This is a genomic window from Leptospira andrefontaineae (assembly GCF_004770105.1).
Classification (GTDB): Bacteria; Spirochaetota; Leptospiria; order Leptospirales; family Leptospiraceae; genus Leptospira_B; species Leptospira_B andrefontaineae.
This window is the reverse complement of sequence record NZ_RQEY01000021.1, coordinates 1-11,553: the sequence shown is the minus strand read 5'-3', so window position 1 is coordinate 11,553 and position 11,553 is coordinate 1. Positions and strand designations below refer to the sequence as shown.

General features: G+C 37.2%; 10 protein-coding genes. 9 read left to right on the top strand and 1 reads right to left on the bottom strand.

Annotated features, from left to right (window positions below):
- Window positions 1–831: 831 nt before the first annotated feature.
- Window positions 832–1,659, top strand: coding sequence for a hypothetical protein (locus EHO65_RS16835; protein ID WP_135775716.1), 828 nt, complete (start codon window positions 832–834; stop codon window positions 1,657–1,659).
- A gap of 1,544 nt (window positions 1,660–3,203) precedes the next feature.
- Here EHO65_RS16835 and EHO65_RS16825 read toward each other — a convergent pair.
- Complete coding sequence (locus EHO65_RS16825) at window positions 3,204–3,902, bottom strand: hypothetical protein (protein WP_135775714.1); 699 nt, start codon at window positions 3,900–3,902, stop codon at window positions 3,204–3,206.
- A 273-nt stretch (window positions 3,903–4,175) separates the two neighbouring features.
- Here EHO65_RS16825 and EHO65_RS16820 point away from each other — a divergent pair, with 273 nt between their 5' ends.
- From EHO65_RS16820 to EHO65_RS16785, 8 genes are all read left to right on the top strand, one after another.
- Complete coding sequence (locus tag EHO65_RS16820) at window positions 4,176–5,069, top strand: hypothetical protein (RefSeq protein ID WP_135775713.1); 894 nt, start codon at window positions 4,176–4,178, stop codon at window positions 5,067–5,069.
- 638 nt (window positions 5,070–5,707) lie between these two features.
- Complete coding sequence (locus EHO65_RS16815; protein ID WP_135775712.1) at window positions 5,708–6,529, top strand: ankyrin repeat domain-containing protein; 822 nt, start codon at window positions 5,708–5,710, stop codon at window positions 6,527–6,529.
- A gap of 309 nt (window positions 6,530–6,838) precedes the next feature.
- Window positions 6,839–7,375: an SH3 domain-containing protein gene (locus EHO65_RS16810; RefSeq protein WP_167482053.1), complete on the top strand. Its 537-nt coding sequence runs from the start codon at window positions 6,839–6,841 to the stop codon at window positions 7,373–7,375.
- 180 nt (window positions 7,376–7,555) lie between these two features.
- Window positions 7,556–8,323, top strand: a complete 768-nt coding sequence (locus tag EHO65_RS16805; RefSeq protein WP_135775710.1) for an HNH endonuclease — start codon at window positions 7,556–7,558, stop codon at window positions 8,321–8,323.
- Window positions 8,324–9,030: 707 nt separating this feature from the next.
- Window positions 9,031–9,588: a hypothetical protein gene (locus EHO65_RS16800; RefSeq protein WP_135775709.1), complete on the top strand. Its 558-nt coding sequence runs from the start codon at window positions 9,031–9,033 to the stop codon at window positions 9,586–9,588.
- A gap of 246 nt (window positions 9,589–9,834) precedes the next feature.
- Window positions 9,835–10,152: a type II toxin-antitoxin system RelE/ParE family toxin gene (locus tag EHO65_RS16795; protein ID WP_341867382.1), complete on the top strand. Its 318-nt coding sequence runs from the start codon at window positions 9,835–9,837 to the stop codon at window positions 10,150–10,152.
- A gap of 21 nt (window positions 10,153–10,173) precedes the next feature.
- Window positions 10,174–10,509, top strand: a complete 336-nt coding sequence (locus EHO65_RS16790) for a HigA family addiction module antitoxin (RefSeq protein WP_135775708.1) — start codon at window positions 10,174–10,176, stop codon at window positions 10,507–10,509.
- 213 nt (window positions 10,510–10,722) lie between these two features.
- The gene (locus EHO65_RS16785; protein ID WP_135775707.1) at window positions 10,723–11,361 is read left to right on the top strand and encodes a hypothetical protein; all 639 of its coding nucleotides are present in this window, start codon (window positions 10,723–10,725) and stop codon (window positions 11,359–11,361) included.
- Window positions 11,362–11,553 lie beyond the last annotated feature (192 nt).

The window sequence follows — 11,553 nt, the reverse complement described above, 5'->3', positions numbered from 1 at the left end:
AGCGGGTTTATATTCCGATACAAAGTGCAAAGAAACTAAGTAAAACCACTGCGGCTAACTATCGGCTCTGACGCTGCGCTTCGAGTTTGCTTCGCAACTCTCGCTTGGCCTTCGGCACATTTCGCTTTGTCACTCGCCTTGCAGAGCAAGCCTCGCGCCAAGTGCTTTCGCACTCGCGAAACGTCGTCAAGCCTTGGTCGTTATGCGAAAGTGACCAATCAAAATTTATTTAAATGAAAATATCGAAAAGAACGAAATTTTTCATAGCTTCTATAATTATAAGCCTATTTTACATTCCTCTTTCTTGGCTAAGTTTTGAAATCATAGATTCTGGATTTGGAAAAAGGGCCATAAATAGCTCTATTACTTTATTCAAAAGTATTTTCCTATTTCTTTGCTTGTTCATCGCGATGTATTGTTTATTTAAGATAGATTTAGAGGGTGAAAAAACTAAAGCATTGAACTATGTAAAAATGCCGCAGTTTATTCGGTCAATGATAACTGTAATATTGGGCTTTCTCTCATTATTTCCTTTTTTCTTCTGGTTCTTAATTCTAATTTATTAATTTAAAAACCAATGTATTTAGATTTTAATTTAGGCTTAATAAGCTTTAATAGTTTGGTCACCATCGCATAACTATCGGCTCTGACGCTTCGCTTCGAGATTGCTTCGCAACTCTCGCTCGGGCTTACGCCACATTTCGCTTTGTCACTCGTCTTGCAGAGGCAAGGCTCGTGCCAAGTCCTTACGGACTCGCGAAACGTCGTCAAGCCTTGGTCGTTAAGCGCCATTGCTTAAACGAAATTTCTAAAGTGAAAAAGGAGATTAAAATGATCGAAAAGATATCGCCCGTTAGGAATCCTTTAACTATAATCGCAATTTTTGCAGGAATAGCAGAAGTAAGCGGCACAATTGTTTTACCGTTCTTAAAAGAACAAAACCAGAATATCTTTATCTGGTTTTTGATTGTTTTTCCTTCTATTTTACTGATTTCATTTTTTTTCACACTTAATTTTAATAATAGAGTCCTATACGCACCGTCTGATTATCAAAATGAAGAAAATTATATAAAAGTCTTTAGATACAACGAAATCGAAAATAGGAGTCAAAGTATTGAAGTGACTCGCTCTGAACAGTTTGAGTTATTGTGGAATGAAACTTCTGAGTTAAAAGATTCTTTATCCGAAATTAAGAAAATCGCTATTGATCAACGTAATACTCAAAGAAAAAATAATTATAAGTATATTATAGCGAATTTCGCAAATGTTTTAAAATTTACCGACCGCATGCAGGAAAAAGGATATTTGTTTGAAGTTTTTAAAGGGGTGAGCGGAGAGGAAAAGATTTATACTTACGAAGAAGGACAAAGCATCTGGTTAGGAAAATCTATTCCTCTTGAAATAGCTAAAGATTTAATTATTGAGGTTCATGACTTTTTTCCAGACATTAAATATATCCGAATTACTGGCGATGGCTTAGATCCTAAAAGTGAGCCGTATTTTGTCCATAAGCAGATTGTGATTGGAGGAGCCACCGTGACTGCAAAGAATCGATATAAATTGAATGTACTTTCTAATGATGATTTTTCTCAGATTGCAAAATCGACTTCAATAGAAGAATTATATGAAATTATTAGGTATAGATACAGACAACCTTAGCGATATGGCAACGGCGCTTAACTATCGGCTCTGACGCATCGCTTCGAGATTGCTGCGCAACTCTTGCTCGGGCTACGCCACATTTCGCTTTGTCACTCGCCTTGCGGTGGCAAGTCTCGCGCCAAGTCCTTGCGGACTCGCGAAACGTCGTCAAGCCTTGGTCGTTAGGCGCAATATCGCGATTTTCTTTTTTTGAATTTAGTAATCGTAAATCCTCTCCTAAAACAAGAGTGAAATTTGATTTTAGGTTAGACCGCTTTTCACCCTTTCCTTGCCTTATATCATAAACTGAAAGGCTCTAAGGAATGTTATGAATTTCTCAGAACTACTTGGATATATCTTCCGTCGGATCCTGCGAAAAGGGTTCGCTACTTTATATTCTGAAAAGAGAATTAGTCAGTAATTGACTTTTACTCTATTAGATGATTTTACAGAGTAGGGCTTGGGTGCAGTGTGTTAGGAGCGATACTGCTGCCTAACTATCGGTGCTTCCGCTCCGCTCGGAGTTCGCTTGCGCGACTCACTCGCTCGGGCTACGCCACATTTGCTTCAGTCACTTCGTTTGCAAAGCAAACTCGTGCCATCGCAAACGTCGGAACACCTTGGTCGTTAGGCGCAATATCGCGATTTTGTATTTTTGAATTTAGTAAGTGTAAATCCTTTCCTAAAACAATAGTGAAATTTGATTTTAGGTCAGACCGCTTTTCACCCTTTTCTTACCTTATATAGTAAACTGAAAGGTTCTACAGAATGTTTGAATCTATCAGAACGACTTGGATGTATCTTCCGCTAGATCCTGCGAAAAGGGCTCGCTACTTTATATTTTGAAAGTAAATTAGTCACTAATTTGCTTTTATTCTATTTGAGGATTTCATAGAGTAGGGCTTGGGTGCATCGTGTTAGGAGCGATACTGCGCCTAACTATCGGCTCTGACGCTTCGCTTCGAGCTTGCTACGCAACTCTCGCTTGGCCTTCGGCACATTGGCTTCAGTCACGTCTTTTGCATAGCAAAAGATCGTGCCTGTCCCTAACGCCTCTTCGAGGCTCAGGTTCGCCAACGTCGTCAAGCCTTGGTCGTTAGGCGCAATATCGCGATTTTGTATTTTTGAATTTAGTAAGCGTAAATCCTTTCCTAAAACAATTATGGAATTTGATTTTAGGTCAGACCGCTTTTCACCCTTTTCTTGCCTTATATCGTAAACTGAAAGGTTCTACAGAATGTTTGAATCCATCAGAACTACCTGATATATCTTCCGTTGGATCCTGCGAAAAGGGTTCGCTACTTTATATTCTGAAAGTGAATTATTCACTAATTGACTTTTATTCTATTTGAGGATTTTGTAGAGTAGGGCTTGGGTGCATCGTGTTAGGAGCGATACTGCGCCTAACTATCGGTGCTTCCGCTCCGCTCGGAGATCGCTAACGCGACTCACTCGCTCGGGCTTCGCCACATTTGCTTCTGTCACTTCGTTTGCATGCGCAAACTCGTGCCATCGCAAACGTCGGAACACCTTGGTCGTTAGGCGACAGATGCGTAAATATTTTAGTAAGATTCAATAGATTGCAAAAGAAGGCATTTATCATTCGGAGAAATATATCCGACATTCTTTTTTGCATTTGATTCATTGGTAAACTCAATTAAAATATAAGGAACTCTTCGATCTACCAAAGTCTTTAGAACTTTAAAATGAGAATCTTTGTTGTTGGGGAACTCATATACAATCTTTGAATCAAAAGAATTTTTTTCATAAACGGATGTTTTGCACCATACAAATGAGGAAACTCTTTCCGGTTCTTCAATAGGATTATATTCAAGTATAGGATTTCTCAAACATCCGAATTTTGCGGCGTCTATATTTGGCTTAGTCGTTTTTGAAAAAATCAAATTATTGTAATATAATTTATCAAAACTCTTCTTAGAAAGTATGGCCTTAATTCTATTATTTATAATGAAAATATCGTTTCCATCTTGAACAACTTTATCGTTTATAATTGGATTCCATTTTACTGCCAATGAACGATCAATTGTATCTTCCATTTGGTTGCAATGAAAATTTCCCATAAGTAGCGGGTTCTTATCAATATGAATTATTTCAACAATCTTCTTCTCCTTATCTCCCCATATCCAGAAACCTTCAAGTTCTGATGGGATAGTAGTTAGTGTTTTCTCACATGAAATATGAGAAAGGGATAAGATAATAATTAAACTTTTTGAGATTATTTGAAATAAGCCTTGTTGCATTCTTATAAAGATGAAGATCGAACTTTTTGAGCAAGAAAAAAATTGACTTGATAAATCTATTTTTAATGTAGAGTGAAAGGTTTAAGAACGCATCCGTCGCCTAACTATCGGCTCTGACGCTTCGCTTCGAGATTGCTTACGCAACTCTTGCTCGGGCTTACGCCACATTTCGCTTTGTCATTCGTCTTGCAAGGCAAGCCTCATGCCAAGTCCTTACAGACTCGCGAAACGTCGTCAAGCCTTGGTCGTTAGGCGTAATGCTTAGGAAATAAAATGGAATCCATAAATTCAAAGGAAATATATAACGAGATCGATTCGATTGATCTTTCAGATGATCTTGTTCCGCAGAAAATTGAAGAAAAAGTATTAAAGGTCCTCTCAAATTCTATTCAAAGAAAGTCGGTTCTAGGAATGGATATCGTTGGATATAGTCAGTATTCTACGGAAAAACAGGTTGTAGTTCCAATTCTATTCCGATCTGTATATTGGTTAACTTGCAGAAACATCATCGAAAGCGAATCATTCTTCTTTCCCGAATATAAAAATGAAGAGAACTTTAAGGAAAATTTTATCGATACCGGAGATGGTGGCTTTCAAATATTTGAAAATCCTATTCAAAGCTTAATCTTTTCAATCTACCTTCAATTAAATATCAAAAGATATAATTCTCAAGGTAGAAATAAAAATTTAAGGCTATTTTTGGGAAAAGTAAATTTTCGATTCTCTATAACCTATGATGATATTTACAAAATAGATGAAAACTATTATGGAACGGCAATTATAAACTGCGCTAGAATACTTTCAAAAGATTCTTTAGATCGTTTTCTGATAGATGAAAAAACTTTTGATTGGTTTGATTATCATTTGCATGGCATAGAAAATCTTAAAAATCTAGAAAAAGAAGATCTTCCGAAAATCGAATTTTTTTCAAGTTATGATAGTGCTAAGATGACCTCTTTACTTGCGAATAAGGACGATAAAGAATCTGCTTTTGTAAGCTCTGATGTTCAGCGGATAGGAAATATACGATCGAAGAACAGTATCATTAGCATTTATAATTATCATGCTCAAATAATGCTATTTTCACGAGATCATGTTCTTGCAGATAAATTTAGTAAATTTACTTGCACATTAGGTAATCTTAATCTGTCCGGAATCACTGATTAAGCATCTAAGCACTACGCCTAACTATCGGCTCTGACGCTTCGCTTCGAGATGCTACGCACTCTCGCTCGGGCTACGCCACATTTCGCTTTGTCACTCGTCTTGCAGGGCAAGTCTCGTGCCAAGTCCTTACGGACTCGCGAAACGTCGTCAAGCCTCGGTCGTTAGGCGCAATATCGCGATTTTGTATTTTTGAATTTAGTAATCGTAAATCATATCCTAAAACAAGAGAGGAATTTGATTTTAGGTTAGGTCGCTTTTTACCCTTTCCGTGCCTTATATTGTAAACTGAAAGACTCTAAGGAATGTTTGAATTTATCAGAACTACTTGGATATATTTTCCGTCGGATCCTGCGAAAAGGGTTCGCTACTTTATATTCTGAAAGGTGAATTAGTCAGTAATTTGGCTTTTACTCTATTAGTTGATTTTTCAGAGTAGGGCTTGGGTGCAATGTGTTAGGAGCGATACTGCTGCCTAACTATCGGTGCCTCCGCGCCGCTCGGGGTTCACTTTGTGACCCGCTCGCTTGGGCTTCGCCACATTTGCTTCCGTCACTTCGTTTGCATAAGCAAACTCGTGCCATCGCAAACGTCGGAGCACCTTGGTCGTTAGACGTAATGACTCATACTCAAATATTTAAATGAAGAAACTACTAGTCTTACTAATTTTCATTATTGATATTTCGAAAGTTTCTCCAGAAACAATGAGTCAGGAAGAAAGACTCTTTTCTGCTGTTCGGGAAGGGTGCGTTAATGAGGTAAAAAATTTAGTCAATTCAGGCGTGAAATCAGATAGTAAAGATAAGGATGGAAATTCGTTATTCCATTTGTTTGCCTTACCTATAAGATATAATATAATATCCTCCTCAATGAAATTTTGCGATAAGTATCATTTTCCACCAGATGAAAAAGAGCGTTTAGAACTTTTAAAATATCTTCTGACTTTAGATTTGGACTTAAATGCCAAGAATAATTATGGGAATACTCCTCTTCATTATATAGTAGGAAATTATTCTCTTAATACTGTGAAGATTTCTATTCAAGAAGGCGCAGATCCTTTTGCTATTAATGATTCTGGAGAAACCATTCTACACAGCGCAACGTATGGATATCAAAACGAAGTTATTTCATATCTATTAAAAACGGGATTAAATGTGAATGCTGTAGATGATTATAAAAACACTCCGTTGCATAACGCTGCTCGATCGAAGATTTCAACGTTGCTATTATTAATAGAATCTGGCGCAGATGTGAATGCAATCAATAGTAGTGGAAATACTCCATTACATTATCTGGTAACAGATAACCTTTCTTACAGTGAAAGGCTTGAGAAATTTAAATTATTGGTTAAATATGGAGCAAATATTAGGCTCTATAATAAAGAACGATTGACTCCTTATCATTTAGCATCTTGGGACTTTCGAAAATATATTGAAAAGTTCTATCAAACTCCTGTTAAATGAAGTCACTACGTCTAACTATCGGCTCTGACGCTTCGCTTCGAGATTGCTTCGCAACTCTCGCTTGGCCTCCGGCACATTTCGCTTTGTCACTCGCCTTGCAGAGCAAGTCTCGCGCCAAGTGCTGACGCACTCGCGAAACGTCGTCAAGCCTTGGTCGTTATACGCCATGATATAATCTAAAGTTAATATTGAATGAAATTTTTCACTAATCATATAATAATCTTAATCCTTTCCTTTTATCAAATAAGCTCGTGTGCTAATGAAGAAAAGACAACTATTACAATTTACTATAATTCTTCGAAGAATGGATTGGCATTAAGAGAAGATCCGAATTCAGCATCTCAACTGATTACAATGATTCCTTTTCAGGCAAAAATTCAATTACTGCATGTTAAAAAGGGGGGTACTGAGAATTTAGATAGCAAAATTGGAAGATGGGCTAAAGTCAAATTTGATGACCATATAGGTTGGACTTTTGACCATCATTTATCTAAAAATTTCCCTGAGATAATTGAGTTAGCATTTGATAAGAAAGTTGTCGAAAAAATGGCGATTGATGAATTGAGAAAGCGAAACCAAGATTTTGCAGATAGATTTATCAAATCAGGTCCTTTTTTTGGAAGCAGAGTAGTAAAAGACTGCGTAAAGAAGGATATGAAGATTGTTTTGGTAGGTTTTGAAGGAAGCGACGAAAACAGCATTGTATCATGCAAAGTAGTCGTCTTTTTACAAGCGAATGATATTACATATCCTATAGCTATTCTAAATAAGGAAGCAGATATAGGCTTTTGTTTGAATGATGCACTGAGAGATAGAGATTCTAACGCATCTGAATGTAAGGAATAAGCTGCGTAAAAGCTATCACGGCGTATAACTATCGGTGCTTCCGCTGCGCTCGGAGATCGCTTGCGCGACTCACTCGCTCGGGCTTCGCCACATTTGCTTCAGTCACTTCGTTTGCATGCGCAAACTCGTGCCATCGCAAACGTCGGAACACCTTGGTCGTTATGCGTAATTCCGACTTAAATGACTTTTGAATCTGATAATTTGACTATAAAGAAGGTTAAAGGCAATTTCAAAGTTCCCAGTTTTAAATGCATAAACTGCGATAAAGATATTCCTTGGGAAAGACTATATAAAATCTTTTGTTCAGAACTTTGTCAGGAAGAAGCGAAATACGTTCGTTATCATAGAAAAGTTATTGTAGAGGGTAAAGATAAGGATCCGCACATTGCTGTTGCTATCGAAGTAAAAAGAGTTTCTGTTGTATCTGGCGGATATTCTACTAAAGACAGAAAAATCCCTGAATCTATCAGAGTAAAAGTATTAAAATTAGCCAAGAACCGCTGTGCAATATGTGGAAAGTTAGGCCGGGAAGTTGATCATATCAAAGGATCTTCAAATGATATCGAAAATTTACAGCTTTTGTGCTGGGATTGCCACATTGCTAAAACAATGCAAAATCATAAACTAATCAAATATAGTGATCCGAGATTGCTCGATGTCATTTTAAAGAATACTGAATTAGATAAGAGAGTTAAAAGAAAAAAACCAATTAAGATTTGTGATGACAGTCTATTATGGGATTCTCGTCGTAAAAAAGTTAATGATGATAGAAAAGTTTCTTATTTTAAGAATGTAGCTGATTTCATAAAGAAACAGCATTTGTATAATAGTACTAATCAATTCATCTCGGATAAACTCAACGAATTAGGTATTCCGACTTTTAGTAATTTAGGTGCTTGGGATAGAAAAGCAGTGGGAATTGTCTTAAAATTCATAGATGGCAGATAAACAAGTCGGAACTACGCATAACTGTCGGCTCTGACGCATCGCTTCGAGATCGCTGCGCGACTCTCGCTTGGCCTTCGGCACATTTCGCTTTGTCACTCGCCTTGCGGGGCAAGTCTCGTGCCAAGTGCTTACGCACTCGCGAAACGTCGTCAAGCCTTGGTCGTTAAGCGCACATGACTGCAAAATTTTCTTTTTTTATTTTTAAGCTTGGATATTTTACAAATCCATTTTAAGACTACTGATATTTTTCTCTATGAGCATCCGTTTCATCGCACTAGTGGAGTGTTGGCCTGCGATATTGCCTTGCGGGTAACCGCTTTAATGCTCTAACAATTTCACTAAGAGTAAATTAGGATGTGCGATTGAAACGGATGGAAAATTACTTACGTCAGCAATCTATCAGTATTGAATTTTACTGTAATTAGAGGATAGGTTGGGACACTATTGTTGTCCGTGCAGTCACGTCGCTTAACTGTCGGCTTATCGCTGCGCTTCGGGGATCGCTTTCGCGACCCTCTCGCTTGGGCTTCGCCACATTGGCTCCAGTCACGCCTTTTGCTATTGCAAAAGATCGTGCCTGACTCTAACGTCTCCTTCGGAGACTCAGATACGCCAACGTCGATAACCCTTGGTCGTTAGGCGACAGTAGCTATCAATTTATCGTTCTCAAAAATATTTATTCAAAGACAAGAGTTTCACTGAAAAGTATGCAAAAATATTCAAAAGTAATAGCGTATTCCGGAAATGATATTAAGCACACATTTAGCTTAAGTTCAGGAATAATTTTACTGATAATTTCATTTATCTTATTTGTAGGAAGAGCAAATGGAATTCTACTAGCTGTTTCTTTTTTCTTAAGTCTCTTTTTGATTTCCTACGCATTTTTTAGATTAACTGATAGGAAGAAATGGGTTGTATCTTCAGATAATGATTCAATTCAATTATCTGAAATTTCCGGAATAACTAAGTTTGTCAAATTGAATGAGATAGAAAAGTTCTATTTTGGAGGTATGAGTGAGTCTTCAAAATCAATACTGAAATTATATCTTCAAAGGAATGAAAGTATTCGTTTTGTTGGAGATCTATTTGAAAGCGATATAAAACAGCTTTATCAATTCTTAAAAGCATATTCGGAAATTAATCCAATACTAAGGGAAATCGAGAGTCCTGTTAAGTTAACAGCGCAGTGGTTGGTTGGCGTTACGATAGGAGCTCCTTTGTTCATCCTTCTATACATATTGGTCAAAACTATATTTGTTAAATAAGCTACCGTCGCCTAACTTTCGGCTCTGACGCGTCGCTTCGAGATTGCTTACGCAACTCTTGCTCGGGCTACGCCACATTTCGCTTTGTCATTCGTCTTGCAAGGCAAGCCTCATGCCAAGTGCTTGCGCACTCGCGAAACGTCGTCAAGCCTTGGTCGTTAGGCGCCATAAACCTTGTGAATTATTTTAATACATCCCGGACATCCTTGTCCGGGGGAGTAGGGAAACCTTTATTAATTATTTGTATTGACAATACTTACAATATATGTAAGTATTAGTAAATTGATCAAAAGTTTCGAGAATAAAGATACAGAAAAAGTCTGGAAAGGTGTATTTGTTAAATCGATTCCAAATCAGATTTCGGAAATAGCTCTTAGGAAATTGAGGATGATCAACAACTCTCAAAGTGTTGAAAATCTAAAATCACCGCCAGGCAATAAATTAGAGTTACTTTCAGGGAATAGAAAAGGGCAGTATAGCATAAGAATAAATGATCAATGGAGAATATGTTTTCGATGGCATGAGCAAGATGCCTACGATGTTGAGATTGTTGATTATCATTAATTAGATTGCTTGAGTTTGTTTATGAAAAAATTGATTAAAAACCCTCATCCTGGAGATATCTTAAATGAAGAATTCCTTAAACCTTTGGGTTTAAGTGCGTATCAACTTTATAAGGATACCGGAATTCCTCAATCTCGGCTAAGTGAAATCATGCATGGCAAACGAAGCATTTCAGCTAATTATGCTTTAAAATTAGGCAAATACTTTGATCTTCCTCCTCAATTTTGGTTAGGATTACAAAATGATTATGATCTTTTAGAGGCTGAAAGAAAGATTCATAACCAATTATCTAAGATTAAGAAATATACAGTTAAAAATAATTTAGCTAAGAAAGTTAAAACGCCATCCGTGGCTTAATTTTTACCTAAAGTTCAAGGTTTACATCGCCTAACTATCGGCTCTGACGCTGCGCTTCGGGATTGCTTTGCAACCCTCGCTTGGCCTCCGGCACATTTCGCTTTGTCACTCGCCTTGCAAAGCAAGTCTCGCGCCAAGTGCTTCGCACTCGCAAAACGTCGTCAAGCCTTGGTCGTTAGGCGTCATTTTTAAAGAATTTCATTTACATAGATAATGATAACTACAAATAATTTAGCTTCACTTTGCCCGACATTGATTGACATTTTTACAGATCAAGAAGTAAACAATTCTGAAATAGATTCCTATAATCGACGATTGTCGGATGCGCGAGGAAGTTTAGGCAGATTTTCAAATTATATTGCTAAATTGCATGATTCGTCTTTCAAGTTAATATCAAATTTAAATTCCAATATGGTGGTTTTAATGAAAGATAAGGGATTGTCTGAGAAAGCCGATAAGATCGCCGAAGAAAATTCAATTAATATGAGGGAAGCCGAATTTCCTTTAACTATAAGATTTCTAGACTGCCTTAATGTGCGATTGTATAAGGTAACTGATAAAGGATTTCTGAAAAGAGCAAATCCCAATGAATTAGCTCTCAATTATACATATCTTTATGATGAATTAATAGAAGTAAAGTCTGGTCGGGTTTTATTAGCTATTGTTATATTTCGAGAATCATTTCGAAGGATTAGGGATCCGTTTAGAATATTACTCATAGATACATCTAAGATCGAGATTATAGAAGATCATGAAAACTTATGGAAAAGTTACTTTGATGGGCGTTTTTTAAATGATTTTCATAATTATCGAAATGAATTAGTTTATCTAAATCTTAAAAACGACGCCTAACTATCGGCTCTGACGCTTCGCTTCGAGATTGCTTACGCAACTCTCGCTCGGCCTTCGGCACATTTCGCTTTGTCACTCGCCTTGCAGAGCAAGGCTCTTGCCAAGTGCTTGCGCACTCGCGAAACGTCGTCAAGCCTTGGTCGTTAGCCGCAATGGTTTAAAAAATCTTTTTATAATATGAAAATAATTAAT

Excerpts from the sequence above, each read along its gene's own strand:
- EHO65_RS16835 (WP_135775716.1), top strand. The coding sequence starts at position 832 with ATGATCGAAAAGATATCGCCCGTTAGGAATCCTTTAACTATAATCGCA.
- EHO65_RS16825 (WP_135775714.1), bottom strand. The coding sequence starts at position 3,902 with ATGCAACAAGGCTTATTTCAAATAATCTCAAAAAGTTTAATTATTATC.
- EHO65_RS16820 (WP_135775713.1), top strand. The coding sequence starts at position 4,176 with ATGGAATCCATAAATTCAAAGGAAATATATAACGAGATCGATTCGATT.
- EHO65_RS16815 (WP_135775712.1), top strand. The coding sequence starts at position 5,708 with ATGAAGAAACTACTAGTCTTACTAATTTTCATTATTGATATTTCGAAA.
- EHO65_RS16805 (WP_135775710.1), top strand. The coding sequence starts at position 7,556 with ATGACTTTTGAATCTGATAATTTGACTATAAAGAAGGTTAAAGGCAAT.
- EHO65_RS16800 (WP_135775709.1), top strand. The coding sequence starts at position 9,031 with ATGCAAAAATATTCAAAAGTAATAGCGTATTCCGGAAATGATATTAAG.
- EHO65_RS16790 (WP_135775708.1), top strand. The coding sequence starts at position 10,174 with ATGAAAAAATTGATTAAAAACCCTCATCCTGGAGATATCTTAAATGAA.
- EHO65_RS16785 (WP_135775707.1), top strand. The coding sequence starts at position 10,723 with ATGATAACTACAAATAATTTAGCTTCACTTTGCCCGACATTGATTGAC.